Genomic DNA, 26,663 nt, shown 5'->3' with positions numbered 1-26,663 from the left:
GTGTCAAGACAGCGCCGCCGTGTCCGTTTCCGGGACCGGCGGCGCCAGGAAAAGCTGATTGCTGCATAAGGGGCGGTGCCGCCCCGTTCAACAGCTTATTCCGCCGCCGCCTGGGCCGCGACCGGCAGCGACACGCGGCCGCCCGCCTTTTCGACCGCCTCGACGGCCGATTTCGACGCGCCGGTCACGGAAATCGTCAGGGCCGAGGTCACCTCGCCCTTGGCCAGCAGACGGATGCCGTCCAGCTTGCGCCGCACCAGGCCCGAGGCGACCAGGGCATCCTCGGTCAGCTCAGTGCCCGCGTCGATCTTGCCCGCATCGACAAAGGACTGGATCTGGCCCAGGTTCACCACCGCAAAGGACTTGGCGTTCGGCTTGGTGAAGCCGCGCTTGGGCAGGCGGCGATAAAGCGGCATCTGCCCGCCTTCATAGCCGTTCAGGGCAACGCCCGACCGCGATTTCTGGCCCTTGATGCCCCGGCCGGCGGTCTTGCCCTTGCCCGAGCCCGGACCGCGCGCCACGCGCTTTTTCTTGCGGTTGGCGCCGTCGTTGTCGCGGATTTCATGCAGTTTCATGTCGCTTCTCCTTGGCCGGACACGCCCCCGAAGCGAAAACAGGGCGGACACGGCATATGGTTATTGAATCGGTGCCCCTTGGCACCCGCGGGCGTATAGACCGAACCGATCCACGGGGCAAGGGCGGCCTGGTCACGCCGCAGACAAGCGGATGTGAATTGCGCATCAGCGCCCCGATCCTATCACGGAAAACGATTTGCCCGATGGACCCTTTCCATGATCCGCCCCCTTCTTTGCGTCCTGTGCCTGTCCGCCGCCCCCCAGGTCACGAATGCCGCCGAGCCCGAGTTCTGCACCGCGCGCATCAGCGGCAAGGACGTGCCACTGGCCTATGACCGGGACGAGCCCGGGCTGAGCGATCATTTCAGCCGGCGCGAGGTCCTGTTCACCGCCTGGAAACGCGACACCTGTCCCAGCTATGTCGTGCTGCGCAGCCTGACCCCCGGCCTGTCGGATGCCGAACGCGGTCCCTTTTGCCTGCGTCACGATACCGGCAGCGATTCCATCATCGGCTATGACCTGGGGCGCCGCGACGCCTATGGCCGGTGCGAGGCGCCTGCCCGCACCGCCTGCCAGCGCGTGAACCAGACCCGCAATGCCGCCATGGCCATCAGCGGGGCAGCGGCGCGGGGCGCGGTGAACGGCCTGCGCGTCCTGCCCGACGGATCGGGGGCGGTGATCCTCAGCGGCACGCAGGGTTACATCTCCGGGGCCTTGTCCTCGATCGGCGGGGCGGCGGCGGCCATGGCCTCGTCCCCCGCCATCGCCGCAGGGGCCGCGGTGTCGGTGGTGGCGGTCGGCGGCGCGGTCTATGCCTGCCGCGAGAAAGGCTAGAACTCCAGCCAGGTACCGATCTTCAGCGCAGGTTCGCCCGGCCCGGCCAGGGGGGCGATCACGCCGGCCTCGATCTGGGCCGGGCCGGGCACGTCACGGACCAGCGAGGTCGCCAGCCGGGCCGACAGATCGCGGTCCCGTGCCGCCTCTACCCTCAGTTGGTTCACCACGGCCCAGGCCGGCGATGGCCGCAGCCCCCATGTCAGATCCAGCTTGGTCACCACCTCGGGCGTCAGATAGGCATATTCCACCCCGGTGAGGCCTTGGCGGGTGCGCAGGGATTCGGCCTTGCCCGAGACGGTGATCCGCCCCTCGGCCGTCAGCCAGCCGCCCTCCCACGGCCCCTGGAGGCCCCGCCCCCACATCAGGGCGATCCGGCTCGAGGGCAGCACCCTGCCATCGCGCCGGATGGCGCCGATCCCCATCGACCAGGACAGCCGGTTCGGCCCCGTTTCCTTGTCCAGGGACCGCTGATACCACAGCATCGCCGTGGTTTCGCCGACATCCGTGTAACCGATCTCGACCCCCAGGGTCCGGCGGCGCGTCAGGCCGTATTCCGCGTAAAGGCCGGTATGGGCATTGCCGGCGCGATCCTGTTCGCGCGTCACCGACACAAAGGCCTGGCCGGCCTCGCGGGCCCAGGGCCCGGCCCAGGCCGCCGGCACGGACACCAGCCCGGAAAGGGCCGCGCAAGCCAGGATCACACGTACCGTCACGGGATGCTCCGCCCAAGGGATTCCGCGGCAGGTTAGACACAACCGCGCGTTGCGGCGAGCGTTTTTTCCCGGCGGGGCGGGCTTCAATCCTTTTCGGGACCGATCGGACCCGTGCTATACTGTCGCCGGTTTCCATGTTGCGATCGAGGTGGATCATGAGACTCAGGGTTCTTGCGGCATTTCTGGCAGCCGGCGGGCTGGCAGGCGCGGCCGAGGCTGCGACGCTGATCGACGGCAGCACGCCGGGCCGCTACAACAGCGGCATCGGCACCGTTCTGGACGGAACCAACCCGTTCGGAGGCACCTTCATGTTTCCCCTTGCCGATGTCTTGGGCGGCGATCCGGCCCTGGACATCCCGGCAGGCAACGAGCCGGACCTGTCTGCGGCGTCCACGGCCCTGGGATCGTGGCTGACCAATCCGGCGGCACCGGGCGGCGCCTGGTCGGCCGGTCCCGTCGGGATCCCCGCCTCGTGGCCCATCAACAGCGAAACGGCCATCATCTACGAACTGGATGGCGGGGTCGGCGGCATCGGCAACGTCAGCGCGTCCTTTGGGGTCGATAACGGGCTGTTCGTCTGGCTGAACGGCACATTCCTGGGCGGTTACCTGCGCCCCGGCGGGGTGTCGCCGGGCGAATTCACCCTGTCGCTGGGAAGTCTGGGGTCCGGCATGAACTATCTCCAGATCCTGCGCGAGGATCACGGGGGCGCGTCCGGCTATGACGTATCCGTCACGGGGGACATGAACCCCGCGCCCATTCCCCTGCCGGCCTCGGGTCTGCTGCTGGCCGGTGGCGCGGCGGCCCTGGCTGGCCTGCGCCGGCGCCGGCGGGCCGCCTGACCGAAACCCAACGAAAAACGCCCCGGATGTCTCCGGGGCGTTTCGTCTGGCGATCCCTGCGGATCAGGCCTTTTCTTCGATGATCGCCACCAGATGCGGGATCTTGGCGACCATGCCGCGGATCGAAGGCGTATCCTCCAACTCGCGGGTGCGGTGCATCTTGTTCAGGCCCAGGCCCTTCAGCGTCTCGCGCTGGATGGCGGGGCGGCGGATCGGGCTGCCGATCTGCTTGACGACGATGGTTGCCATGCGCCTGTCTCCTTACGCTTCGACCGGCTCGGCGGCCGGTTTGTTGTCCTGCGGCAGGATGTCGGCCACCTTCTTGCCGCGACGCTGCGCGACCGAGCGGGGGCTGGCTTCCTTTTTCAGGCCGTCCAGGGTCGCGCGGATCATGTTATAGGGGTTCTGCGACCCCTGCGATTTCGCCACGACGTCCTGCACGCCCAGCATCTCGAACACGGCGCGCATTGGGCCGCCGGCGATGATGCCGGTTCCCGGAACGGCGGTGCGCATGATCACCTTGCCCGCGCCGTGGCGGCCTTCGATGTCATGATGCAGGGTGCGGCCGTCGCGCAGCGGCACGCGGACCAGCGAACGCCTGGCCTGTTCGGTCGCCTTGCGGATCGCCTCGGGCACTTCCTTGGCCTTGCCCTTGCCGAATCCGACGCGGCCGCGCTGATCGCCCACCACGACCAGGGCCGCAAAGCCGAAGCGCTTGCCGCCCTTGACGGTTTTCGACACGCGGTTGATCGCAACCAGACGATCCTGGAATTCCGGGTTTTCCTCGCGTTCTTCGCGGCGGCCGCCCCGGCGGTTGTCACGTTCTGCCATAAGGCATTCCTTCTGTGCTGGCGCGCGATCCGCGCCCGTTGTGCCAATCCTGGTGGGCGCCCCGAAAGACGCCCCCGGATCATCGGGACGGCGCGCCGGTTTCCCCGGACGCCGGCCGCATCATCAGAACTTCAGTCCGCCTTCGCGGGCGGCGTCGGCCAGGGCCTTCACCTTGCCGTGGAAGATGAAGCCGCCACGGTCGAAGACGACTTCCTCGATCCCGGCAGCCTTTGCCCGCTCGGCAATCGCGGCGCCGATCTTGGCGGCGGCCTCGACGTTGTTCTTGCCGACCAGGCCAAAGTCCTTCTCCAGCGTGCTGGCCGAGGCCAGGGTCACGCCGTTCAGGTCGTCGATGACCTGAACCGAGATGTTCTTCGACGACCGATGAACCGACAGCCGCGGACGGCCGTTCGACATCGCCCGCAGTTTGTTCCGCACGCGCAGGCGGCGCTTCTGGAACAGCTCTTGCTTTTTCAGTGCCATTTCATGCGCCCCTTACTTCTTCTTGCCTTCCTTGCGGAAGACGAACTCACCCTTGTAGCGGATGCCCTTGCCCTTGTAGGGCTCGGGCCGGCGCCATTCGCGGATGTTCGCGGCCACCTGACCAACAAGCTGCTGGTCGATGCCTTCCACAACGATTTCGGTCTGCTTCGGCGCCGTGATCGTCACACCCTCGGGCGTTTCGAAGTTCACGTCGTGCGAATAGCCCAGGGCCAGCTTCAGGGTCTTGCCCTGCATCTGTGCGCGATAGCCCACGCCCTGGATTTCCAGCTCTTTCTTGAAGCCTTCCGACACGCCGACCGTCAGGTTTTCCACCATCGAGCGGGTCATGCCCCATTGCTGGCGGGCACGCTTGGAGGTGCCGCGCGGCTTGACCGCAACCGACCCTTCCTCCAGCACCAGATCCACATCGTCGGTCGCCGTGAAGGTGCGGGTGCCCTTGGGCCCCTTCACCTCGATGGTCTGACCCTTGATCTCGGCCGTCACGCCCTTGGGCAGAGCGACCGGCTTTTTACCAATCCGAGACATCTGCTGCCCTCCTCAGAACACGGTGCAGAGGACTTCGCCGCCGACATTGGCGTTGCGAGCCGCTGCATCCGACATGACGCCCTTGGGGGTCGAGACGATGGACACGCCCAGACCCTGACGGACCTGCGGGATTTCCCTGGCGCCTGCGTAAACGCGGCGCCCAGGCTTCGACACCCGCGACAGTTCCCGGATCACCGGAGAGCCGTCGTGGTATTTCAGACCGATTTCCAGTTCGGCATGGCCGGCCTCGGTCGTCACTTCTTCATAGCCGCGGATATAGCCCTCGGCCTTCAGCACATCCAGAACCCAGGCGCGCAGCTTGGAGGCCGGGGTGCGCACGGTCGATTTGCCGCGCATCTGCGCATTGCGGATGCGGGTCAGCATATCGCCCAGAGGATCGTTCATCGACATGTTGCCCCCTTACCAGCTGGACTTGACAAGACCGGGGATCTGCCCCTGCGAGCCAAGCTCGCGCAGCATGATCCGCGACAGTTTCAGTTTGCGGTAATACGCATGCGGACGACCGGTCAGTTGGCACCGGTTGTGCAGGCGCGTTTCCGACGAATTACGCGGCAGTTCGGCCAGCTTCAGGCTTGCCTTGAACCGCTCTTCCATCGGGCGGGACTGGTCGTTGATGACCTCCTTGAGGGAGGCGCGCTTGGCGGCGAACTTCGCCACCAGACGCTCGCGCTTCTTTTCGCGCTCGACCATGGATTTCTTTGCCATATCTCTTACCTCCGCGATCAGCTATTGAAGGGCATGTTGAAATGCTTCAACAGCGCTTTCGCTTCCGCGTCGGTCGGCGCGGTGGTGCAGATGATGATGTCCATTCCCAGAACTTCGTCGACCTTGTCGAAGTTGATTTCCGGAAACACGATGTGTTCCTTCAGGCCCATGGCATAGTTGCCGCGGCCGTCGAACGAGGTGCCCTTCACGCCACGAAAGTCGCGCACGCGCGGCAGGGCCACGTTGATCAGCCGGTCCAGGAATTCGAACATCCGGTCGCCGCGCAGCGTGACCTTGGCGCCCAGGGGCATTTCCTCGCGCACGCGAAAGCCCGCGATCGAGTTCTTGGCCTTGGTGATGACGGCCTTCTGGCCGGCGATCAGCGACAGCTCCTCGGCGCCCTGCTTGACCTTCTTGGTGTCCTTCACGGCCTCGCCGATGCCCATGTTCAGGACGATCTTGTCCAGACGCGGGATCTGCATGTCGTTCTTGTAGCCGAATTCCTCCCTGAGGGCGGGCCGGATCGTCTCGCGATAGACCGACTTCAGGCGCGGTGTGTATTTGCTTGCGTCCAGCATCAGATCACGTCTCCGGTGGTCTTGGCAAAACGGACCTTCTTGTCGCCTTCCATGCGGAAGCCGACGCGGGTCGGTTTGCCATTGGCATCCATCAGCGCCAGGTTCGACAGGTCGATCGGCATCGCCTTGGGCGTGCGGCCGCCCTGGGTGGTCTGGGTCTGGCGCTGGTGACGGATCGCGACGTTGATGCCGTCAACGACCGCCTTGTTGTCCTTGGGCATGACGGCGGTGATTTCGCCCTGCTTGCCCTTGTCCTTGCCGGCCAGCACGACGACCTTGTCGCCCTTTTTCAGCTTGGCAGCCATCACAGCACCTCCGGCGCAAGCGAGATGATCTTCATGAAGTTCTTGGCGCGCAGCTCGCGCACGACCGGCCCGAAGATACGGGTGCCGACCGGCTCGCCCTGGTTGTTCAGGATGACGGCGGCGTTGCGGTCGAAGCGGATCGAGGTTCCGTCCTCGCGCTTCACTTCCTTGGCGGTGCGAACGACGACGGCCTTGCGGACGTCGCCCTTCTTCACCCGGCCCCGAGGGATGGCTTCCTTGACGGACACGACAATGATGTCGCCCACCGACGCATAGCGACGGTGCGAACCACCCAGGACCTTGATGCACTGAACCCGGCGTGCGCCCGAGTTGTCAGCGACATCCAGATTGGTCTGCATCTGGATCATTTGGTTTCTCCCGACCTTTGGGGACCGCCACGCGCGGCCCCAGGGTTTCGATCATGGTCTGATCTGTGATAATGGACTTACGCGGAAACCGCTTCGTCCGTCAGGACAGTCCAGCGTTTCGTCTTCGAGATGGGGGCGCATTCGACGATGCGAACCTCGTCACCCATCTTGAACTGGTTGTTCGCGTCATGCGCCCGGTATTTCTTGGACGAGCGAACGATCTTGTGCAGCAGCGGATGCTTGAAGCGGCGCTCGACCAGAACGGTGATGGTCTGTTCGTTCTTGTCGCTGGTGACACGGCCTTGCAGGATGCGTTTGGGCATGAAACCGCTCCTCAGTTCGCTGCGGCGGCATCGGCCGCCTTCTGGTTCAGAATGGTCTTCACACGGGCCACGTCGCGGCGCACCTCGCGCATCCGGGCGGTGCTTTCCAACTGGCCGGTGGCCTGCCGGAAGCGGAGGCTGAAGGCCTCCTTCTTCAGCGCGACAAGCTGATCCTTCAACTGGTCGGGCGTCTTTGACGTCAGATCCTGCGCTTTCATGGCGCTTTCCTTTCAACATCACCGGAGAGCCCCTGCATCGCAGGGCCACCCTGATTCCCGGTGGAGTTTCGTGATGAAGGCCGGCTTATACGGGTATTTCTGACAGGTTGCAAGTATTTACACCAGCTCAGGCGACCGAGGTCAGAACACTATCTTCTACGGGAGTATTGACCCATAGATACGTTTATTTGATCTCAGGACCAATTTTTTGTTGACACCCTACTAACAGATCAGGTATAGGCCCTTATAGATCGATCTTACAAATCTGGAGATCAGGATGCCTCAAGTTACAGATGAGAAAATTAGAGAAGTAGCTGAGACACTTTGGAGAGACGTATACGAGGCTAGTTTTCGCGGAAAGGAGCGCGGTAGATTTTGCCTTACACGCGAGCAAGTCAAAGCGGCTCTCGATACAAAAAGGCTGCACAACTCAACGGTATTGCGGCTACAGGAAGAAGCTCTTAGCCTTGGTTTGGTCATCATTGATCTGGATGACCTCTTTCCCTGCATCGAAGTTGACGTCGTACGTAAGTATCGGCGTCCCCCATCTGAAATTTTTAAAGCTTTCTTTTCAGTTCCCTCAAACACTGAGGAGGAAACTGATGACGACGACAGCTAACTCCAGCAAAATTATACGACTTGACTAAAGCGCATAGAGAAAGGCCCCCGGACTACCTCCGAGGGCCTTTCGACTATAATTGGTGCAGCCTTACCAGTCTTCGCGCGCCACGATGCGGGTCAGCACCGGCAGCTTGTTGGCGCCCAGGCGCAGGGCCTCGCGCGCGATCTCGTCGGACACGCCGTCGATCTCGAACATGATCCGGCCGGGATGGACGCGCGCGGCCCAGAAATCGACCGAACCTTTGCCCTTGCCCATCCGCACTTCGGTGGGCTTCGAGGAAACCGGCACGTCCGGGAAAATCCGGATCCAGACGCGGCCCTGACGCTTCATGTGGCGGGTGATCGCGCGGCGGGCCGCCTCGATCTGGCGGGCGGTCACCCGCTCGGGCTCGGTGGCCTTCAGCGCGAAGGAGCCGAAGTTCAGGGCGAAACCGCCCTTGGCTTCACCGTGGATCCGGCCCTTGTGCTGTTTGCGGAACTTGGTCCGTTTCGGTTGCAGCATGATTCAGCTCCTTAACGCGCGTCGCGGTCACGGCGCGGACCACGGGGGGCCGGACCTTCCTGAGCCTCGGCGGCCTTGCGGTCGCGGGCCTGGGGGTCATGCTCCATGATCTCGCCCTTGAAGATCCAGGTCTTCACCCCGATGATCCCGTAAGGGGTCGTGGCTTCGGCCAGCGCATAGTCGATGTCGGCGCGCAGCGTGTGCAGCGGCACCCGCCCCTCGCGATACCATTCGGTCCGCGCGATCTCGGCACCGCCAAGGCGGCCCGCCACGTTCACCCGGATGCCCAGGGCGCCCATGCGCATCGCATTCTGCACCGCGCGCTTCATGGCGCGGCGGAACGACACCCGACGCTCAAGCTGCTGGGCGATCGATTCCGCCACCAGGGCGGCATCGACTTCCGGCTTGCGGACCTCGACGATGTTCAGGTGAACTTCCGACTTGGTGAAGTTCGCCAGCTTGGTGCGCAGCACCTCGATATCGGCGCCCTTCTTGCCGATGATCACGCCCGGACGCGCGGCATGGATCGTCACCCGGCACTTGCGGTGCGGACGCTCGATGATGACGCGGCTGATGCCGGCCTGCTTGGCTTCCGTCTTGATGAAGTCCCGGATCTTCAGGTCTTCCAGCAGCAGGTTGCCATAGTCCTTGTCGTCGGCGTACCAGCGGCTGTCCCAGGTGCGGTTGACCTGGAGGCGCATGCCGATCGGATTGACCTTCTGACCCATTACGCTTGCTCCTCGACTTGGCGCACCTTGATGGTGATTTCCGAAAACGGCTTCATGATCTTGCCATACCGGCCCCGCGCCCGCGGACGGCCGCGCTTCATCACCAGGTTCTTGCCGACCCAGGCCTCGGCGACGACCAGGTTGTCGACGTCCAGGTTATGGTTGTTCTCGGCATTGGCAATCGCCGATTGCAGGCACTTCTTCACGTCGCCCGCGATCCGCTTGTGCGAGAAGGTCAGGTCGGCCAGGGCCTTGTCCACCTTCTTGCCGCGGATCAGTTGCGCGACCAGATTCAGCTTCTGCGGCGAGGTGCGAAGCATCTTGGTCTTCGCGAACGCCTCGTTCTCCGCCACGCGGCGCGGATTGTTTTCCTTACCCATGACGATTACTTCCTCTTGGCTTTCTTGTCCGCCGCGTGACCGTAATAGGTCCGGGTGGGCGAATATTCACCGAATTTCTGGCCGATCATTTCCTCGGACACGGCAACGGGAATGTGCTTCTGCCCGTTGTAGACGCCAAAGGTCAGGCCGACGAATTGCGGCAGGATGGTCGAACGACGCGACCAGATCTTGATGACATCGGATTTCCCCGAGTCGCGGGCCTTTTCCGCTTTCTTGAGCACATAGGCGTCAACAAAGGGGCCCTTCCAGATAGAACGTGCCATGGATCAGCGGCCCTTCTTCTTCGCGTGACGCGAGCGCAAGATGTACTTGTCGGTCGCCTTGTTGCTGCGGGTCTTCTTGCCCTTGGTGTCCTTGCCCCAGGGCGTGACCGGCGTGCGGCCGCCCGAGGTGCGGCCCTCGCCGCCGCCATGCGGGTGGTCGATCGGATTCATGGCGACGCCGCGCACGCTGGGACGAATGCCCTTGTGACGGTTGCGCCCGGCCTTGCCCAGGTTCTGGTTCGAATGATCGGCGTTCGACACGGCGCCGATGGTCGCCATGCATTCCTGCCGCACCAGACGCAGCTCGCCCGAGGACAGGCGGATCTGGGCATAGCCGCCGTCGCGGCCAACGAACTGGGCATAGGTGCCCGCCGAACGGGCGATCTGTCCGCCCTTGCCGGGCTTCAGTTCGACGTTGTGGACGATCGTGCCGATCGGCATCCCGCTGAACGGCATGGCGTTGCCGGGCTTCACGTCCACCTTGGCGCCGGCGATCACCTTGTCGCCCACGGCCAGGCGCTGCGGCGCGATGATATAGGCGCGCTCGCCGTCGTCATAGGCGATCAGCGCAATGAACGCGGTGCGGTTGGGATCGTATTCGATCCGTTCCACCGTCGCGGCCATGTCGAACTTGGTGCGCCGGAAATCGACGATGCGATACAGGCGCTTTGCCCCGCCGCCCTTGCGGCGCATGGTGATCCGTCCGGTGTTGTTCCGACCGCCGTTCTTGGTCAGGCCTTCGGTGAGGGCCTTGACCGGGCGACCTTTCCAAAGCTCCGAACGGTCGATCAGAACCAGCCCGCGCTGGCCAGGCGTCGTCGGTTTGTACGACTTCAATGCCATCTTTCTGTCTTCCGTTGCTTTGGACCAGGTGTGGTCCGTTGTCGTCAAAAGATCGCGGCCCCGGTTCAACCCGAGGCCGCGGATTCGCGCCTGTTATCAGAGTCCGGTGGACACGTCGATGGTGTTGCCCGGCTCCAGCGTCACATAGGCCTTCTTCACGTCGCTGCGGCGGCCAAGCTGGCCCCGGAAACGCTTTTGCTTGCCCTTGGTGATGGTGGTGTTGATCGCCTTCACCTTGACGCCGAACAGCGCCTCGACCGCCTGCTTGATCTGCGGCTTGTTGGCGTCCTTGGACACCTGAAAGACCACGCCGTTGTTTTCGGACGTCATGGTGGCTTTCTCGGTGATGATCGGCTTGACGATCACGTCGTAATGTTCAGCTTTCGCGCTCATTTCAACCGAGCCTCCAGAGCTTCGACACCCGAGCGCGTGATCACCAGCGTGTCGCGCCTGAGGATGTCATACACATTGGCGCCCATCGACGGCAGGATGTCCACGCCTTCGATGTTGCGGGCGGCGCGGGCGAAGCCTTCGTTGACCTCGGTCCCGTCGATCACCAGCACGCGCTTCCAGCCGTTTTCCTTGACGGCCTTGGCGACCGCTGCGGTCTTGGCATCGCCCAGGTTCAGATCCTCGACGATCACCAGTTCGCCCGCATTGGCCTTGGCCGACAGCGCATGACGCAGACCCAGGGCCCGCACCTTCTTGGGCAGGTCAAAGGCGTGCGAGCGCGGGGTCGGCCCCTTGTAGGTGCCGCCATGACGGAAGGTCGGCGCCTTGCGGGACCCGTGGCGGGCGCCGCCGGTGCCCTTCTGGCGATAGATCTTCTTGGTCGAATAGCTGACGTCCGACTTGCCCAGAACCGAATGGGTTCCGGCCTGCGCCTTGGCGCGCTGCCAGCGGACGACCCGCTGCAGGATGTCGCCACGCGGCTCCAGCCCGAAGATATCGTCGGCCAGCTCGATCGACCCGGCGACGCCGGAATCCAGCTTGATCACATCAAGTTTCATCACTTGTCTCCTTCGGGCGCGGCAGCGGTGTCACCGTCGGCAGCCTTGTCCGCATTGGGATCGGCAGCTTCCTTGTCGGCAGCGATCGCAGCCTGCGCTTCGGCCAATGCGGCTTCCTCGGCGGCGGCAGCCTCGGCGGCGGCGGCCTCGCGCGCGGCTTCCTCGGCGGCGGCGGCCTCGGCGGCGGCGGCTTCGGCCAGGCGACGGGCCTCCTCGGCGGCGGACTTCAGCGCGGCGGGATAGATCACGTTCTCGGGCGTCGCCTTTTTCACGGCATCCTTGATCGTGACCCAGCCACCCTTGGAGCCGGGAACCGAGCCCTTGACCATGATCAGGCCACGGTCGGCATCGGTGCGCACAACCTGCAGGTTCTGGGTCGTCACGCGGACGGCACCCAGATGGCCGGCCATCTTCTTGCCCTTGAACACCTTGCCGGGGTCCTGGCACTGGCCGGTCGAGCCGTGCGAGCGGTGGCTGATCGACACGCCGTGCGAGGCGCGCAGACCGCCGAAGTTGTGGCGCTTCATCGCGCCCGCAAAGCCCTTGCCGATCGAGGTGCCGGCGATGTCCACATACTGACCCGCGAAATAGTGGTCAGCGGTGATTTCTTCGCCCACATTGATCAGGTTTTCTTCGGCGACGCGGAATTCCGCGATCTTGCGCTTGGGCGCAACACTGGCCTTGGCGAAATGGCCGCGCAGCGCGGCGGTCGTGCGCTTGGCCTTGGCTTCACCGGCGCCCAGTTGCACGGCGGTATAGCCGTCGCGCGCGGCGGTGCGCTGATCGACGACCTGCAGGCTGTCCAGTTGCAGGACGGTCACGGGAACCTGACGGCCGTCGTCCAGGAACAGCCGGGTCATGCCCAGTTTCTTGGCGATAACACCAGTACGCAGCATCATCCCCTCCTTACACCTTGATCTCGACATCCACGCCGGCGGCGAGATCGAGCTTCATGAGGGCGTCAACGGTCTGCGGCGTCGGATCGACGATGTCCAGCAGACGCTTGTGCGTGCGGATTTCCCACTGGTCGCGCGACTTCTTGTCGATGTGCGGGCCGCGCAGAACGGTGAATTTCTCGATCTTGTTCGGCAGCGGAATCGGGCCGCGAACGGTTGCGCCGGTGCGCTTGGCCGTGTTCACGATTTCCTGGGTGCTGGCTTCCAGCACCCGATAATCGAAGGCCTTCAGCCGGATGCGGATATTCTGACTTTGCATCGTCGTCCCTCTGGCGGGGAGTTCCAGTCGAGAGGCTGACGACACCCCATGTGGCGCCAGCGTCGGACCGTATAGAAAGGGCAAGGCCGCCCCTTGGCGGGCGGCCCCTGCGCCTGCGACCGATTCCGAAGATCGGCTGGCGATGCGGGCTTATGACCGGTTTGGCCTGCCGCGTCAACCTGTGCCGCATTCGATCCGGCCGGATTTCCGCACGACAACCGTCGTTCCGTGCTGACACCGCCCTGCGGCCGCGGAACCCTCCGGCGTCCGCCCCTGACGGTCAGCGCAGGCGGTCAGCGCAGGAAATCGAAGCTGCGGTTCACGCCCAGATAGACGCGCTCCTCGTCTTCGCGCGTGCCGTTGCTGTTCTTGCTGCGGATGATGTTGGCGCCCGCCACCAGCGCGAAATCGGCCGGCAGGGCGCGGCTGTAGTCCAGCCCGAACGACACCGACCGCGCGTCCAGGCTGTCGCCCGACTGCACCTCGCTCTCGCGATAGCGGATGTTGGCGCCGATGCTGGACACCTCGGACAACTGCCTGCTGACGCTTGCGGACAGGTCCGTGCTCAGCGCCTCGTCGCCGTCGTTGTCGGTGACACCGGCGCGGCGCAGGGACGCCTGAACGGTGGACAGGCGGTTGACCTGCTGGCGATAGGCGATCTGGAAGACCGGATCGTAGTTGCCGTTGAAGCGTGTCACGCCGACCTGGCCCGACAGCGTAAAGCGGCGCAGGTCCAGGCTGCGGCCGACCGTCAGGTTCTCGCGGCGACCCGCCGTTCCGGGGTCCGACGCAAAGGACAGCGACCAGTCGCCCAGGGGCCGCGACCGGGTCAGCCCCAGGCGGATCGACGGCCCCTCGGCCGTCTCGTTGCCGTTCGGCTCATCGCGGCGGATGTTGGTGCGGGCCAGCTCCACGTCCAGGTTCGTGACCTTGTCCACCTGCATCGCGGCGCCCACGCCGATCCGGTCCGACCGGCTTTCCGACCCGTCGTCCTCCTCGGTGCGGCTGGAACCAGCCACGATGCGGCCCCGGATCAGAGGGGTCGGCTCCAGATAGATGGCCAGGTTGGCCCGGCGGGTTTCGCTGTCCGTGAGATCGGGCGAGGTGGTGCCGCTATAGTCGCGCCGGACCCAGAACAGGCCCAATTCCCCGCCCAGCGGCGCCTGGGTGCCGAACACATAGGTCATGCGCGCGTCCGTCTGGGCCACCCGCCCGCCATCCACGACCAGAAATTCGTTGGACAGGTCGTCGAAGAAAATCTCGCGTTCCAGATCGGTCTCGCGATAGCCGAATTCGGCCTCGATGGCGGAATTGCGGGCGCCCCGGCGGTACAGCAGCCGCGCCAGAGGATCGCCCAGGGCAAAGCTGCGGCTTTCTTGCGGATCGTTCAGGCGGAACGGGGCCGACAGGGTGATTTGCAGCGTCTGGGCGCGGGTGCCGGTGCGCAGCGACAGATCCAGGGGTGTGATGCCGATCAGATTGCCGTCCTCGACCGCGATCTGCTGACCCACCGTCAGCCGGGCCTCGGGGGCCAGGGCATCGTCATCCTGCCCGCTGGCCGCAAGGGGAAGCAGAGCCAGAAGCCCTGCCAGACCCGCCGCCGTCCGGCACTGCCGCATCGCTGCAATCATTCGAACAGGCCACGCTCGGGCACGATGATCACGTCGCCCTCGACCAGCACGGGGTCCAGGTTCATGCCCGCCCCGCGCATGATGGCGGCATAGTTCACGGTGATGACCTGACCCGGCATCGTGGCACGGCGCAACTGGATGCGCTTGGTCGCGGCAAAGGGCGTCAGCCCGCCTGCCTGCGACAGCGCCTGCAGAAAGGTGGTTCCGGGCACGACCGCCTTGGGTCCGGGGGAACTGGCCTCACCCATGATATAGATGTTGACCACATCCTGTTCGGGTTCGGTCTGGGTCAGCGGCATTTCCAGCGGCATCGCCGTCACGAACACCGTCGGAGGCGAGGCCAGGACGCCGGACAGCGACTGGCTGATGCTGTTGCTGACCGCCGTGGGCGACAGGCCCGCCACCCGGATGCTGCCCGCATAGGGAAAGTTGATGGTGCCGCCCGGCAGGACCGAAACCGTGCGGTTCAAGGACGCGTCCTCCAGCACCTCGATCATCAGGCGGTCGCCGGTCTGGATTCGGTATTCCTGCGCCTGTGCCGCCTGGCCCAAGCCCAGCGGCAGGGCCAGCAGAGCGGCCAGAATGAAACGCATCAGCATGGTCATGGATCAATCCCCTTGTCAGTGCCGAACGGCGTGCCCTTGGGCCATTCTGCCGTGCGGATCTACTCGTTACCATAATGTCATTGCCCGAAAGTTGACCGGGCGCGAAAACTTTTCGGGTCTGTCACCCCAGGATCACAGGCCGGGATGACGGCCCGCCCGGCCAGGGCGGCAGGCGGGCTGTCGTCAGTTCGTTCCCTCGGCAGCCGGCGCGGGGTCCGGGGCCGGTTCCGCGTCAGGCACCGCGGCGGCGTCATCGGGCGCCGGGTTCGGCACAGGGTTCGGCGCGGCGGCATCGGCCGGAGCGGGGTTTTCAAGGCGGGCCAGAACCTCTCGGGCCGCGGTGACCGACTGTCCTTCCTGCCCTTCCGGCAGCATGTCCAGACCTTTTTGCAACTGTGCGCGGGCAGCGTCGTTCTTGCCGACCGCAGCCTGAACGATGCCCAGGTGCAGTTGCACGATCGGATCGCCGGGCAACCCCTGCGCCGCCCCTTCCAGATAGGGCAGCGCCGCCTGGCTGTCGCCGTTCAGATGCTGGATCCAGCCATAGGTGTCCATGAAGGCGGGCACGGTGGTGTCGTTCAGGCGCCGCGCGACCGCCGTGGCACGGGCCACCGCCGCCGGATCCTCGGACTTCCAGGTGGCCAGAAGGCTGGCCAGGTTGTTCGCCACGATGATCGAAGCCGAATCACGGGCGTAAAGCTGTTCATAGATCGCGATGGCCGCGTCGATGTCGCCCATGCGCTCGACCAGTCCGGCCTTGCTCCACAGCAGGTCCGGGTTGTCCGGGGCGGCGGCAAGGGCCTGGTCGTTCAGCGCCAGGGCGCCGGGCAGGTCGCCTTCCTGCGCCGCCAGCCGGATCAGCGCCAGATGCGGGGCCGGATCGTCGGGCTGTTCGGCGACCAGCGCCTGGAACTGGTCGCGCGCGGCGGGCAGGTCGGCATTGGCCGCCTGGGCAAGACCCAGAGCCATGCGGGCCGGACGGCTCTCGGGATCGGCCGCAACCATGTCGCGGGCGATCGTCAGGGCGGCGGCGGTCTGTCCGGTCGCCAGTTGCGCGCGGATCAGGCCCAGCTTGGCGCCGGTATCGGCCTCTGCCGCCGTGGCCTGCTGTTCGAGATAGGCAAGCGCCGCGGCCTCGCCCTCCTGGCTGGCCAGACGGCCCAGTTCCAGCCGGTCGGCCGCTGAACTGGCCTCGGGGGTGCCGATCTCGCGCAGGCGGGTGATCACGCCCTCGGCGCGCGGCATGTCGGGCATTCCCAGATAGACCTGCCCAAGCGCCTGAAGCAGGGCCAGATTGTCGGGCGCCTGGCGCAGTGCGGGCAGCAGGGCATCCTCGGCCGGACGCCAGCGTTCCTCGGCGGCAAGCCGAGAAACCAGCCGCAGGGTTTCGCCAGGGGCATTGCCGGATGCGGCGGCCGCCTGCGACAGATAGTCGCGCGCCAGATCCGGCTCGCCCGCCCGTTCATAGGCATCGGCCATCAGGCTCAGCGCCTCGGCATCCTCCGGGGCCTGATCCAGAACGGCGCGCAGCGACAGGACGGCATCGTCCACCCGGTCGGTCTGGATATCCCAGGCCGATTTCAGCTTGAGCGCGCCAGGATGGCCGGCATTCTCGGCCAGCACCTCATCGACCTGCTGGCGGGCGCCCGCCGCATCGCCGGTTTCCACCAGCATCCGGGCAAGCTGTACGCGCACGTCGCGCGATGCGTCGGTGGGTTCCGTCACGCCCTCGAGGACGGCCCGGATCTCGGCAATCGCCTCGTTGCGCTTGCCGGCCTGGAAATCATAGCCCGCGCGCAGGGTGCGGAACAGCACGGGATCGCCACCTTCGGCAATGATGCGGTCTACTTCGGCCCGCGCGGCATCGACGCCGCGCTGCAATTCGACAAAGCGGACCAGATCGGCGCCGGGGGCGGGATTGTCAGGGGGCGCGGCGGCGGCCAGTTCGCGCAGGAAATCCTCGGCCTTTTCGGGCTGGCCCTGGGACATGTAGAATCGGACCAGATCCGCCTTGGCCTGGGTGTTTTCGGGAAACTGCTCGATGGTGGCGCGCAGATGCGCCTCGATGGCGGGGTTGTCCTGCCGCTCTGCCAGCAGGGCCAGCCGCTGCATATAGCGCTGCGGATTGTCGGGCTGCAGCTCCAGCAGGCGCGCGGTCAGCCGGTCGGCCTCGTCCAGATCGCCCGAGGATGCCGCCCGGTCCAGAAGGATGCCGATCAGCAGGGGATCGTCGGGACGTTCCGCGGCCAGCCGGACCGCCTCCTCGGCCAGTCGGGCGCGCTCGTCCGCGTCCTCGGCCTGGGTGGCGGCGCGGAACTGGCGGGTCAGGTCCAGAACCTGGACCTCGATGTCCTGGGGGGCGATTTCGACGGCGCGGGTGGCGTGACGCTCGAACTCGTCGCCCTGCTGGGCGTCAAAGGCCATGCGCGCCAGCGCGATCCGCACCGGCAGGTCGTCGGGATATTGCTCGGCCAGGCGCAGATACTGGCTGTAGGCCTGGCTGGTCTCGCCCCGCTGGCGGTGAACCTCGGCCAGGGCCTTGCGGGCCTCGTAGTGAGTGCCGTCAAGGTCGAAGACGTTGCGGAACTGGACGATGGCCCGGTCCGTGTCGCCCTGGTCAAGCAGTTGCAAGCCAGACTGGTAATACTCGTCCGCCTTTTCGGCCGTTGACTTGCATCCCGCAAGTGACAGGCCAAGCCCCGCGACCAGAACCGTGGAAAGCAAGAGGCGCTTGCCCCGACGGACGGGGTCGGCGCGGAAGGAAACGTCGAAAGTCATGATCGAAAGGGTCTCGTCGCGTTGGGCGCCGCCGGCTGCCTTCTGACAGCCCGCAACGGAAGGGACGCGACCTCAGTATCCGGTGCCGCGCAGAACCACCACAACCGTTCGCGCCAGAATCTTCAGATCCAGCCATCCGGACAGGTCGCGGTGATAATGCTCATCATAGCGCACCCTTGCAACAAATTCCGACTCGTTTCTTGCCGAGATCTGCCACAAACCGGTGATCCCCGGACGCAGCCGGTAATAGGCCCGGCCGTGATACAGATGCCGCTGGCCGATCATCATGGGGCGCGGGCCGACCAGCGACATGGTGCCGTTCAGCACGTTCAGAAGCTGCGGTAGCTCGTCCAGCGAGGTCTTGCGCAGAAGCCATCCGATCCGGGTGATGCGGGGATCGCGCTTCAGCTTCTGGGTGCTGTTCCACTGGCGGCGCGCCTCGGGGTCGCTGTCCAGGTGGGCCTGAAGACGGCGCTCGGCGCCCACGACCATGGTGCGCAGCTTCCAGATGCAGAACACCTGCCGGTTCCGGCCAAGACGCTTCTGCACGAAGAACGGATTGCCCCCGTCACAGGCGATCAGCAACGCCAGAAGAAGAATCAGCGGAAAGGTCACGGGCGCGGTCAGCAGAACCAGCAGCGTCTCGACGGACCGCTTGGCCCCGTTCCGATAAAAGCCCAATCCGTCCCTGGTGTCGCCCCGCCCCAGTTCCGGGACCACCATGTCGGGATTGAAATCGGTCATGCGCGAATTGATCGTCAACAGTCCCTCCATCGAGGACACACCATGAAACGTGGTCATGCGGCGGGGCGAACGGCCGTTCCGGCAAACCGGACAGCACAACCCCTGTCCGGGTACCGCGACGCACAACGACCAAAGGGTAGCATGAGGTTTCGTCGATCAGAACACTTAGATTAAAAATTGATTAAAACTTTGCGCGAGCAACCGGCTTTCCGGCACGGATGCTTGCATCGTGCGCCTTCAGGATGCAGGAATGTCCCGGCACTGCCCCGCAGCGCGAGACCCTGCCGGCACCGGGCGATTTCCGTTTGCTGCCGGTCCGATTCGCAGCGGTGGCTTCACTTTTATGCAGTTCGGCCGTCTGGCACGGTTGTCAGACTGGCAAAGTCCGGCGCGCAGGGGTATAGCGATCCCAAGCGTTTTCCGGGGTGTGTTCCGTTTGAGCCAGTTCTATCTAGACCATTACGGCTTCACGGTTCGTCCGTTCTCGATCCTGCCGGACCCGCAGATGCTGTTCTGGTCGGACCGGCATCGCAAGGCTTTTGCCGTTCTGGAATACGGGCTCATGACCCGCGCGCCCCTGACGGTCGTCACGGGCGAGGTGGGGGCGGGCAAGACCACCCTGATCCAGGCCTTGCTGAGACGGGTCGATTCCGACACGCGGGTGGGGCTCATCTCCAACGCCAGGGGCGACCGGGGCGATCTGCTGCGCTGGATTCTCAATGCCTTCGACATCGGCACCCCGCCGGGCGCCGATTATGTGGACATGTTCCAGACCTTCCAGGATTTCGTTCTGTCCGAATACGCCGCCGGCCGGCTGGTGGTTCTGATCTTCGACGAGGCGCAGAACCTGGGCGCCGAAACGCTGGAAGAACTGCGGATGCTGACCAACATCAACTCGGGCACGGACGAACTGCTGCAACTGATCCTGCTGGGACAGCCCGAACTGCGCGACATCATCACCCGCCCCGAACTGCGCCAATTCGCCCAGCGGGTCAGCGCCACCTTTCATCTGGGCAGCTTCGATGCCGAAACCTCGGCCGCCTATGTCCACCACCGCCTGCAAAAGGCCGGCGGCACCGGGTTCGAGATCGACGCCGCCGCCTGCACCCGCATCCATCACGAAGCGCGGGGCGTGCCGCGGATGATCAACAAGATCGCCGATCTGGCACTGGTCTATGGCGCTGCCTCGGGCCGCCGCGTGGTGGGCGTGGACATCGTCGATGAATTGCTGCGCGACGGCCTGATCCTGACCGCCGCCGAACCCACCCCGCCCGAATCCCCCGCGGGCGTTCCCCCCATGGCCGACCGCCCCGCAAGGCTGGTTCTGGCCCATGAGCAAGAGGTCAAGCGGGACGCGACATGATCGACCTTCGCTTCTACTGGTCCCTTCTGATGCGGCGCCTGCCGGTGATGCTGGCGCTGCTGATCATCTGCTCGGCATTCGGCGCGGTCTGGGCGATCCGTGCCCCATCCACCTATTCGGCTTCGGCCCGGCTGCTGGTGGAAAACCCCCGCATCCTGGACGGACGCGAAACCACCACCGACTCGGCCTCCGAGATGCTTCAGGTCATCGAACAGCAGTTGCTGACCCGCGCCAACCTGATCGACGTGGCCAACAAGCTGAACGTGTTCGGCGAGGACAGCACGTTGACGGTGGACGAACGCATCGCCCTGATGCGCAGCGATACCCGCGTCACCCGGTCCGGCGGACGGGACGAGGCGACCATGATGCAGGTCGGCTTCACCTCGGAAAATCCGCGCACGGCTGCGGCCGTGGTCAACGAATACACCACGCTGATCCTGGGCACGAACACCCGCAACCGCGTGGGCGTGGCCGAAAACCGCCTGGCCTTCTTCCAGCAGGAGGTCGATCGTCTGGCCCAGGATCTGGACCGGCAGAATGCGCTGATCCTGGAATTCAAGCGCGCCAACAGCGACGCCCTGCCCGAGAACCTGGAATACCGCCAAAGCCGCCAGTCGCTGCTTCAGGAACGGGTGGCCCGGCTTGACAGCGATCTGGCTGTGCTTCAGGCGCAGCGGACGGAAATGGTGCGCCTGTTCGAACAGACCGGCAGCATCCAGGCCACCGCCGCGCCCCAGACCCCCGAACAGCAGCAACTGGCGGCCCTTCAGTCCGAATTGAACTCGGTCCTGGGGGTTTATGCCGAGGACAGCCCCCGCGTGCGCGCCCTGCGCAGCCGCATCGCCAATGTCGAGAGCTCGATTCAGGCGCAGGGCCCCTCCGAGGACGGCGACAGCACCGGCAATTCGCTGCTCGACGTGAACCTGTCGCAGATCGACAGCCGCGTGGCGACGCTGGAAAACGAACGCACCCAGGCCTATGCCGAATTGGAGGCGCTGGCCGCCTCGATCAGCGCGACGGCCGCCAATGCCATCGCGCTCGGGTCGCTGGAACGCGACCAGCAGAACATCCAGGCCCGCTACAATGCCGCCGTGGCCAGCCTGGATCAGGCCCGGCAGATCGAACGGGTGGAAACCTCGTCCCAGGGCCAGCGCATCACCGTGATCGAGGCGGCCAGCGTCCCCAGCCGTCCCTCGGGGCCCAACCGCCAGAAGATCGCGCTGGCGGGAATTGCCCTGGGCATGGCGCTGGCGGGCGGGTTCTTTGCCCTGATGGAGCTTTTGAACAACGCCGTCCGTCGCCCGGCCGAGTTGCGGTCGCGGTTCCAGATCACCCCGCTGGCCGTGATTCCCTTTATCGAGGGCCGGGCCGAGCGTCGCCGCCGCCGCATCTATCGGCTGTCGGCGATCCTGGCCGTGTTGATCGTCATTCCGCTGGGCTTGTGGGCCCTGCATACCCAGTACATGCCGCTGGACATCCTGGCGCAGAAGATCGTCACCCGCCTGGGTCTGGGATAAGGCCACAAAGGAAGCCCACGCATGGAAAAGCTGCAAGCCGCCATCGAGATCGCGCGCAAGAAGCGCGAGGCCGAGCGCGGCGACATCGCTTCGGCGCCGCAAGCCCCGGCCCCGCAGGCCCTGTCCGTCACATCGACCCAACCCGCCGAAGGACGGGCCCCGGCCCATCCGCCCATGGGCACGGACGCCCTGTGGCAGGCCCTGCCGCCGGTCGAACTGGATCAGGCGACCCTGATCCGGTCGCGCATCCTGTCGCAAAGCGCCTCGCTGGAATCGACCCCCTTCGACGTGCTGCGCACCAAGATCCTGTACCAGATGCGCCAGAACGGATGGCGGAGGCTGGCCGTCACCTCGCCGTTGCCCAGCTGCGGCAAGACCACAACGGCGGTGAACCTGGCCCTGGCGCTTGGCCGGCAGCCCGAACTGCGGTCGATGCTGTTCGATTTCGATCTGCGCGCGCCCGCGGTGGCCGAAAAGCTGGGACTGCCGCAACCACCGTCGATCGCGCCGCTGCTGAGCGGGGAGCGCAGCATGGCGGAACACGGGCACCGGCTCGGGCCGAACCTGGCGTTGGTCCTGTCGGGCGAACCGCAGATGGACCCCACCAGGCTGCTGATGGCCGGAACGACCCGCGACACCTTGGCGCGGATTCAGGCCGACTATGCCCCCGACCTCCTGATCTTCGACCTGCCGTCGATCCTGATCGGCGACGACGCGCGGGCGTTCCTGCAGCATGTGGACTGCGCCCTGATCCTGGCCCGCGCCGACGAGACCCGCTATGGCGACCTGGACAGTTGCGAACGCGAGGTGGGCGAATATACCAATATCCTGGGCGTGGTGCTGAACGGCTATCGCTATGGCGACGGCAAGGTCGATGCCGAGGGGGGCCAGTGACCCGGCCGGGGCGCGCGCAGGCAGGCCGGCTTTCCTGCCGCTGATCCGGTTCCGGGGCTGCTTTGGGCCTGGATTTTCCCGCCTGTAAGGTTGTTCCACCACATTTTAGGCGTCGCCCCCCGTGACGGGGCCGCCGGATCGGTTTATGCCGTCGCCACGGTCCACCGCGGCCGCGTTCTGACAGCAAGGCCGGTGCGACGTGTGGAAGCATTTTTCGGGGGACAGCATGCGCAGCCTGGCGCTGCGCGGCACCGCCATCACCTTGGGCAGCACTGCATTCCAGCAGATCATGCGGCTGGTGTCGAACCTGATCCTGACCCGGCTGCTGTTTCCCGAAGCGTTCGGCCTGATCGCGCTGGTGGGCTCTTTCACGACCGGCCTGCAGATGTTTTCCGACATGGGGCTGCGTCCGTCGATCATCCAGAACAAGCGGGGCGAGGATCCCGACTTCCTCAACACCGCCTGGACGATCCAGATTATCCGCGGTGTGATCCTGTGGCTCGGTTCCTGTGCGCTGGCATGGCCCGTCGCCCAATTTTATGGCGAGGATCAGATCCTGTGGCTGCTGCCCCTGGTGGGACTGAATGCCCTGATCGGGGGGTTTGCATCGACAAAGCCGATCGTTGCCAGCCGCAACCTGCGGCTGGGCCGGCAGACCGTGATCGGCATGGCAATCCAGGTGATCAGCCTGTCCTGCATGATCGGCTTTGCCCTGATCTGGCCCTCGGTCTGGGCACTTGCGGTCAGCGGCCTGGTGTCAAGCACGATCAGCGTCTGGACCAGCCACCGGCTGATGCCGGGCGTCAGCAACCGGTTGCGCTGGAACCGCGAGGCTGCCCACGACCTGCTGAACTTCGGCCGCTTCATTTTTCTCAGCACCATGGCAACGTTTCTGGCCGCTCAGGGCGACAAGCTGTTTCTGGGCCGGATGGTCAGCCTGGCGGATCTGGGTATCTACAACATCGCCTTCTTTCTGGCGGCCTTTCCCGGAATGCTGGGCGGCAGGATCGCGGATCGCATCCTGTTTCCCCTGTATCGCCAGAAGATGCCTACGCAAGGACCGGACCGCCTTGCCAAGATCCGGCGGGCCCGCGACCTGGTGATCGGCGGACAGATGATCCTGTGCAGCATCATGGCCTTTCTGGGCATCTGGCTGGTCGATCTGATGTATGACAACCGCTACGCGGCCGCGGGACCAATGCTGGTCATCCTGGCGCTGTGCCTGCTGCCCAAGGCCGTGATGGTCGGCGGCTCGTCGGTGCTGCTGGCCGAAGGGGATTCGCGCCGGTTCTCGCGTCTGGTGATGGCGCAGACCGTTCTAGACATCGCCAGTCTGATTGCGGGCTTCTGGCTGTTTGGCATCTTTGGCGTGCTGCTGTCCCGAGGCGTTGCCTTTCTGGGAACCTATCCGTTGCAGCAGCTTTTTGTGGCGCGCTACAACGCCATGCATCTGGGCCGCGACATGATGTTCCTTCTGGCCAGCGTCATCGTCGCGGTTGCGGTGATCTGGCTGAACTGGGACGCGCTGAGCGAATTCTATCGCGTGTCCCGCGCGCTGGCCCCGGCGGTAACGGGCAGTTGGCAGCCCACGACCGTCTTTGCGCGGTAAGGTCCGCAGCAAATCACTTGTATTCGATCAGGCGGGCATTATCCCCGCGCAGTCGACGCAAGGCGTATTCCATCACGCCCAGGGCCTCGGGGATCTTGCCAAGCGTCAGAAACACCGCGCGCGTCCCGTCCCCATCGCGCCGCCACAGCCGCAGGATCTGCAGGGGCCAGGCCAGAAACGCCGCCAGAAACAGCGGATGGATCAGAACAGCGCCCAGGATCGCCAGCAGCGGCAGGGCCAGCCCCCAGATCAACGCCCGCCGGATCGGGGCGACATTGTGCCGCTCGGGTCCGGTTCCATGCAAGGCCGCCCCAAGCGCATAGGCATAGCCCCCGCGCCTGGCGCGTCGCCACCACTGGCCAAAGCGGTACATAGCCGCGTCATGGCGCGCCATCTCGGCGTCCAATCGCCAGATCTGCCAGCCTGCCTGCCGGAGACGGAGACAGAGCTCCGGCTCTTCCCCGGCGATCAAGGCAGGATTGAACCCCCCCGCTGAACGAAAGCAGGCAGCCCGGAACAGGGCGATCCCGCCGCAGGCCCTTGTTTGACCGACGGGCGTGTTCCATTCGTGATCCATCAGGCGGTTATAGACCGATGCCTCGGGGGCGACCTCGCGCAATCGCCCGCAGGCCACGGCGGCCTGCGACGTGTCACAGAGGAAGGCGGCGGCATGGGCAATCCAGCCCGGCTCCAGGGTGCAGTCGCCGTCGATGAACTGGATGAAATCGGGCGCGTCGGCGCCCTGCGGCAGGGCCTCGGCCCCGGCATTGCGCGCCCGTGCCGCGGTGAAAGGCCGCGACAGATCCAGCCGGACCACGATGGCACCGCGCGCCGCAGCCTCGGCAATGCTGTTGTCGGTCGAGCCCGAATCGACATACACGACATGGCGCAATCTGGCCGCATCAAGGCTGTCCAGGCACCGGACCAGCCGCGCGCCCTCGTTCCGGCCGATGGCGACGGCGTCGATCACGGGATGCCGACGGCTGCTGACGGTCATGCGGCGGGCACTCCTTGCGGGGGGTGGCGGCGGGTCTGCCGGGTATAGGCGTTGCGCCGGACATCGGGGCCCACGGGCAGGGGCGCCCCCGCGGTATCGGCGATCCGGCCCAGTTCCAGACGCCCCGCCAGCGCCCCCGCAAGAAGCCATGTGACCGGGGTCAGCGTCGCGTTCGGGATCAGGTCGATCATGTTGGCGGTCAGGGCCAGCCCCAGGCCGGCCGTTACCGGGGTCAGGGCAAGCTGCTTCCATCGCAGGCCCAGAAAGATCATCGGCAGCAGCAGCAGACCGAATTCGGCCAGATAGCCGATCCACCCCTTAGCTCCAATCGCAATGATCCAGCGTCCGTCGGTGATGCTGATGTCGTTGCCGTTTTCGTCAAAGATCCGGTTGCGTCCCCAGCCCCCCCAGCCGAAGGCTGGGCGCAGATTGGCCTTTGCCAGCAGCAGATCCTCGTTATCGAACCGGGTCCGCAGCGAGGCCTCCCGCCCCCTGTCGTATTGTCCGGCAAGGTCCAGGGCCATGTCGGTCGGCACCAGACCGGCGCCCCGCAACATCGGATAGGTCAGGATCGAACCGGCAATGATCGCGGCACCGATGACCTGCCAGCGGATCGGCAGGAACAGGATCATCGCCCCCAGCAGCAATCCGATCGCCAGGGCGCCGACCCCTTTGGACAGAACAAGGATCAGGAAAAGCCAGGCCGATGCCGCAAGCCAGCGCGTCCGCATCGCGCCCGTGCTGCTGCGCCACAGCGCCATGGCCGCCAGGAAGGCACTGCAAAAGAAAATCGCCAGCCACAGTCCGTGGGACAGAAACACCACCGGACGATAGCCGCCGGCCCTCAGGTGCTGCCGCCAGTCATGGGGGAAATAGCCATAGATCATCCGGCTGAGCTGCGGCGAAAAGCGCACCTCATAGAGCGCCAGCAGCGAATAGGCGATTCCTGCGGCAACCAGACCCATCAGCAGCACTCTCTGGGCGTCGGGATGGGCCAGATACTTGCGCGCCAGAACAAAGGGCAACAACGTGAACAGCGAAATCCCCAGAAACGACGCCGCGTCATAGACCCGCAGGGCCGGCAGCGTTGTTGGGCCGTATCGCAACGTGTCGGTGTTGGTCAGAACGGTGGCCACCGCCCCGAACAGCATCGTGGCAAACAGGATTCTCACCATGCGGCTGCGGGGCACCCATCCCGGCAGTACAAGGCCGGGTGCTAGCCCCCGCAATCGCGGCCCCTGGATCATCAGCATGGCGGCAAGGACGGCTGTCAGGGCCGGAATCGAATCCTTGTCCAGACTGGGCACGGCCGGCAATTCGATGGAAAAATTGCGCGGCAGCAGAAGATAGGCGCCCACAATGGCTGCCAGAACCGCCACCGCGGGCGACCGGGTGGCAAAAAGCCAGAAGACAACGACAGGCCAGAGCAGAATGGCAAGCATAGGTATCATGGCCAGGTTCCTGCCACACCCCGCCGACCGAGGCCACGATATATCGCTGTTGTCATCATGCTGGTCCGAACCCGTCCGTCTCGTCGCGCCCCGATAGAAAAGGTTCGGCAATGCCCCTTGCTGCCAGTCTGGTACGCCTGGCGTTG

34 protein-coding genes are annotated in these 26,663 nt (G+C 65.3%); 6 read left to right on the top strand and 28 right to left on the bottom strand.

Annotated elements, in window-relative coordinates; all coding sequences use genetic code 11:
• Positions 1-95: 95 nt before the first annotated feature.
• A complete protein-coding gene (rplO, locus tag EYE42_RS12425) occupies positions 96-575 on the bottom strand; it encodes a 50S ribosomal protein L15 (RefSeq protein ID WP_130991639.1) in 480 nt (159 codons plus the stop codon).
• A 216-nt stretch (positions 576-791) separates the two neighbouring features.
• Between rplO and EYE42_RS12420 the strand changes: the two genes are divergently transcribed.
• Positions 792-1,409, top strand: coding sequence for a hypothetical protein (locus EYE42_RS12420; protein WP_130991638.1), 618 nt, complete (start codon positions 792-794; stop codon positions 1,407-1,409).
• Here the strand turns inward: EYE42_RS12420 and EYE42_RS12415 are convergent.
• Positions 1,406-2,125, bottom strand: a complete 720-nt coding sequence (locus EYE42_RS12415; protein ID WP_130991637.1) for a hypothetical protein — start codon at positions 2,123-2,125, stop codon at positions 1,406-1,408. The two genes, EYE42_RS12420 and EYE42_RS12415, sit on opposite strands and share 4 nt — an antisense overlap.
• A 155-nt stretch (positions 2,126-2,280) precedes the next feature.
• Between EYE42_RS12415 and EYE42_RS12410 the strand changes: the two genes are divergently transcribed.
• Positions 2,281-2,967: a VPLPA-CTERM sorting domain-containing protein gene (locus EYE42_RS12410; protein ID WP_130991636.1), complete on the top strand. Its 687-nt coding sequence runs from the start codon at positions 2,281-2,283 to the stop codon at positions 2,965-2,967.
• Positions 2,968-3,030: 63 nt separating this feature from the next.
• Here the strand turns inward: EYE42_RS12410 and rpmD are convergent, their stop codons facing one another.
• From rpmD to EYE42_RS12290, 24 genes are all read right to left on the bottom strand, one after another.
• Positions 3,031-3,216, bottom strand: a complete 186-nt coding sequence (rpmD, locus tag EYE42_RS12405) for a 50S ribosomal protein L30 (RefSeq protein WP_130991635.1) — start codon at positions 3,214-3,216, stop codon at positions 3,031-3,033.
• Between the two features lie 12 nt (positions 3,217-3,228).
• Positions 3,229-3,798, bottom strand: coding sequence for a 30S ribosomal protein S5 (rpsE, locus tag EYE42_RS12400; protein WP_130991634.1), 570 nt, complete (start codon positions 3,796-3,798; stop codon positions 3,229-3,231).
• A gap of 123 nt (positions 3,799-3,921) precedes the next feature.
• The gene (gene rplR, locus EYE42_RS12395; protein WP_103173019.1) at positions 3,922-4,281 is read right to left on the bottom strand and encodes a 50S ribosomal protein L18; all 360 of its coding nucleotides are present in this window, start codon (positions 4,279-4,281) and stop codon (positions 3,922-3,924) included.
• A gap of 12 nt (positions 4,282-4,293) precedes the next feature.
• Complete coding sequence (rplF, locus tag EYE42_RS12390) at positions 4,294-4,827, bottom strand: 50S ribosomal protein L6 (protein ID WP_130991633.1); 534 nt, start codon at positions 4,825-4,827, stop codon at positions 4,294-4,296.
• Between the two features lie 12 nt (positions 4,828-4,839).
• On the bottom strand, positions 4,840-5,238 hold the full coding sequence (gene rpsH / locus EYE42_RS12385) for a 30S ribosomal protein S8 (protein WP_130991632.1): 399 nt from the start codon (positions 5,236-5,238) through the stop codon (positions 4,840-4,842).
• Between the two features lie 9 nt (positions 5,239-5,247).
• Positions 5,248-5,553: a 30S ribosomal protein S14 gene (gene rpsN / locus EYE42_RS12380; protein ID WP_103173022.1), complete on the bottom strand. Its 306-nt coding sequence runs from the start codon at positions 5,551-5,553 to the stop codon at positions 5,248-5,250.
• A 17-nt stretch (positions 5,554-5,570) separates the two neighbouring features.
• The gene (rplE, locus tag EYE42_RS12375; RefSeq protein WP_130991631.1) at positions 5,571-6,131 is read right to left on the bottom strand and encodes a 50S ribosomal protein L5; all 561 of its coding nucleotides are present in this window, start codon (positions 6,129-6,131) and stop codon (positions 5,571-5,573) included.
• Positions 6,131-6,436, bottom strand: coding sequence for a 50S ribosomal protein L24 (rplX, locus tag EYE42_RS12370; protein ID WP_130991630.1), 306 nt, complete (start codon positions 6,434-6,436; stop codon positions 6,131-6,133). The genes rplE and rplX overlap by 1 nt, the downstream gene beginning before the upstream one ends.
• On the bottom strand, positions 6,436-6,804 hold the full coding sequence (rplN, locus tag EYE42_RS12365; RefSeq protein WP_010400243.1) for a 50S ribosomal protein L14: 369 nt from the start codon (positions 6,802-6,804) through the stop codon (positions 6,436-6,438). The genes rplX and rplN overlap by 1 nt, the downstream gene beginning before the upstream one ends.
• A gap of 77 nt (positions 6,805-6,881) precedes the next feature.
• Entirely contained in the window at positions 6,882-7,127 is a 246-nt protein-coding gene (gene rpsQ / locus EYE42_RS12360; RefSeq protein WP_130991629.1) for a 30S ribosomal protein S17, read from the bottom strand.
• 11 nt (positions 7,128-7,138) lie between these two features.
• Positions 7,139-7,345, bottom strand: a complete 207-nt coding sequence (rpmC, locus tag EYE42_RS12355) for a 50S ribosomal protein L29 (RefSeq protein ID WP_130991628.1) — start codon at positions 7,343-7,345, stop codon at positions 7,139-7,141.
• A gap of 709 nt (positions 7,346-8,054) precedes the next feature.
• On the bottom strand, positions 8,055-8,468 hold the full coding sequence (gene rplP / locus EYE42_RS12350) for a 50S ribosomal protein L16 (RefSeq protein WP_126156001.1): 414 nt from the start codon (positions 8,466-8,468) through the stop codon (positions 8,055-8,057).
• A gap of 11 nt (positions 8,469-8,479) precedes the next feature.
• Positions 8,480-9,196 carry a 30S ribosomal protein S3 gene (rpsC, locus tag EYE42_RS12345; RefSeq protein WP_130991627.1) on the bottom strand — a complete coding sequence of 239 codons (717 nt, stop codon included), beginning with the start codon at positions 9,194-9,196 and terminating at the stop codon, positions 8,480-8,482.
• A complete protein-coding gene (gene rplV / locus EYE42_RS12340; RefSeq protein ID WP_130991626.1) occupies positions 9,196-9,576 on the bottom strand; it encodes a 50S ribosomal protein L22 in 381 nt (126 codons plus the stop codon). The genes rpsC and rplV overlap by 1 nt, the downstream gene beginning before the upstream one ends.
• Before the next feature lie 5 nt (positions 9,577-9,581).
• Positions 9,582-9,860: a 30S ribosomal protein S19 gene (gene rpsS, locus EYE42_RS12335; RefSeq protein ID WP_130991625.1), complete on the bottom strand. Its 279-nt coding sequence runs from the start codon at positions 9,858-9,860 to the stop codon at positions 9,582-9,584.
• Positions 9,861-9,863: 3 nt separating this feature from the next.
• Positions 9,864-10,703: a 50S ribosomal protein L2 gene (gene rplB / locus EYE42_RS12330; protein ID WP_130991624.1), complete on the bottom strand. Its 840-nt coding sequence runs from the start codon at positions 10,701-10,703 to the stop codon at positions 9,864-9,866.
• 96 nt (positions 10,704-10,799) lie between these two features.
• Positions 10,800-11,096, bottom strand: coding sequence for a 50S ribosomal protein L23 (locus tag EYE42_RS12325; protein ID WP_130991623.1), 297 nt, complete (start codon positions 11,094-11,096; stop codon positions 10,800-10,802).
• Positions 11,093-11,713 carry a 50S ribosomal protein L4 gene (gene rplD / locus EYE42_RS12320; RefSeq protein WP_130991622.1) on the bottom strand — a complete coding sequence of 207 codons (621 nt, stop codon included), beginning with the start codon at positions 11,711-11,713 and terminating at the stop codon, positions 11,093-11,095. Before rplD ends, EYE42_RS12325 begins: the two co-directional genes overlap by 4 nt.
• The gene (gene rplC, locus EYE42_RS12315) at positions 11,713-12,609 is read right to left on the bottom strand and encodes a 50S ribosomal protein L3 (protein WP_130991688.1); all 897 of its coding nucleotides are present in this window, start codon (positions 12,607-12,609) and stop codon (positions 11,713-11,715) included. The genes rplD and rplC overlap by 1 nt, the downstream gene beginning before the upstream one ends.
• Positions 12,610-12,619: 10 nt before the next feature.
• Complete coding sequence (rpsJ, locus tag EYE42_RS12310; protein WP_089386317.1) at positions 12,620-12,928, bottom strand: 30S ribosomal protein S10; 309 nt, start codon at positions 12,926-12,928, stop codon at positions 12,620-12,622.
• Positions 12,929-13,221: 293 nt separating this feature from the next.
• Positions 13,222-14,547: a PorV/PorQ family protein gene (locus tag EYE42_RS12305; protein ID WP_130991621.1), complete on the bottom strand. Its 1,326-nt coding sequence runs from the start codon at positions 14,545-14,547 to the stop codon at positions 13,222-13,224.
• Positions 14,548-14,555: 8 nt separating this feature from the next.
• On the bottom strand, positions 14,556-15,164 hold the full coding sequence (locus EYE42_RS12300) for a polysaccharide biosynthesis/export family protein (protein ID WP_130991620.1): 609 nt from the start codon (positions 15,162-15,164) through the stop codon (positions 14,556-14,558).
• Between the two features lie 183 nt (positions 15,165-15,347).
• Entirely contained in the window at positions 15,348-17,942 is a 2,595-nt protein-coding gene (locus EYE42_RS12295) for a tetratricopeptide repeat protein (RefSeq protein WP_130991619.1), read from the bottom strand.
• Between the two features lie 72 nt (positions 17,943-18,014).
• On the bottom strand, positions 18,015-18,704 hold the full coding sequence (locus EYE42_RS12290; RefSeq protein ID WP_246020777.1) for a sugar transferase: 690 nt from the start codon (positions 18,702-18,704) through the stop codon (positions 18,015-18,017).
• Between the two features lie 409 nt (positions 18,705-19,113).
• Between EYE42_RS12290 and EYE42_RS12285 the strand changes: the two genes are divergently transcribed.
• The 4 genes from EYE42_RS12285 to EYE42_RS12270 all read left to right on the top strand — a co-directional run bounded on the left by EYE42_RS12285 (position 19,114) and on the right by EYE42_RS12270 (position 24,069).
• Complete coding sequence (locus EYE42_RS12285; protein ID WP_425466568.1) at positions 19,114-20,049, top strand: ExeA family protein; 936 nt, start codon at positions 19,114-19,116, stop codon at positions 20,047-20,049.
• Complete coding sequence (locus EYE42_RS12280; protein WP_130991617.1) at positions 20,046-21,566, top strand: GumC family protein; 1,521 nt, start codon at positions 20,046-20,048, stop codon at positions 21,564-21,566. The genes EYE42_RS12285 and EYE42_RS12280 overlap by 4 nt, the downstream gene beginning before the upstream one ends.
• Positions 21,567-21,587: 21 nt before the next feature.
• Positions 21,588-22,460 carry a CpsD/CapB family tyrosine-protein kinase gene (locus EYE42_RS12275; protein ID WP_130991616.1) on the top strand — a complete coding sequence of 291 codons (873 nt, stop codon included), beginning with the start codon at positions 21,588-21,590 and terminating at the stop codon, positions 22,458-22,460.
• Between the two features lie 226 nt (positions 22,461-22,686).
• Positions 22,687-24,069: an oligosaccharide flippase family protein gene (locus EYE42_RS12270; RefSeq protein ID WP_130991615.1), complete on the top strand. Its 1,383-nt coding sequence runs from the start codon at positions 22,687-22,689 to the stop codon at positions 24,067-24,069.
• A gap of 13 nt (positions 24,070-24,082) precedes the next feature.
• On the opposite strand, the gene EYE42_RS12265 is transcribed toward EYE42_RS12270, so the two are convergent.
• Together EYE42_RS12265 and EYE42_RS12260 are read right to left on the bottom strand one after the other, a co-directional pair.
• Complete coding sequence (locus tag EYE42_RS12265; protein WP_130991614.1) at positions 24,083-25,066, bottom strand: glycosyltransferase family 2 protein; 984 nt, start codon at positions 25,064-25,066, stop codon at positions 24,083-24,085.
• The gene (locus EYE42_RS12260; RefSeq protein ID WP_130991613.1) at positions 25,063-26,517 is read right to left on the bottom strand and encodes a hypothetical protein; all 1,455 of its coding nucleotides are present in this window, start codon (positions 26,515-26,517) and stop codon (positions 25,063-25,065) included. The genes EYE42_RS12265 and EYE42_RS12260 overlap by 4 nt, the downstream gene beginning before the upstream one ends.
• Positions 26,518-26,663: the final 146 nt, after the last annotated feature.

This window comes from Paracoccus subflavus, from assembly GCF_004310345.1.
Lineage (GTDB): Bacteria > Pseudomonadota > Alphaproteobacteria > Rhodobacterales > Rhodobacteraceae > Paracoccus > Paracoccus subflavus.
The sequence above is the reverse complement of the archived record's forward strand: the minus strand, read 5'-3'. Positions and strand labels throughout refer to the sequence as shown.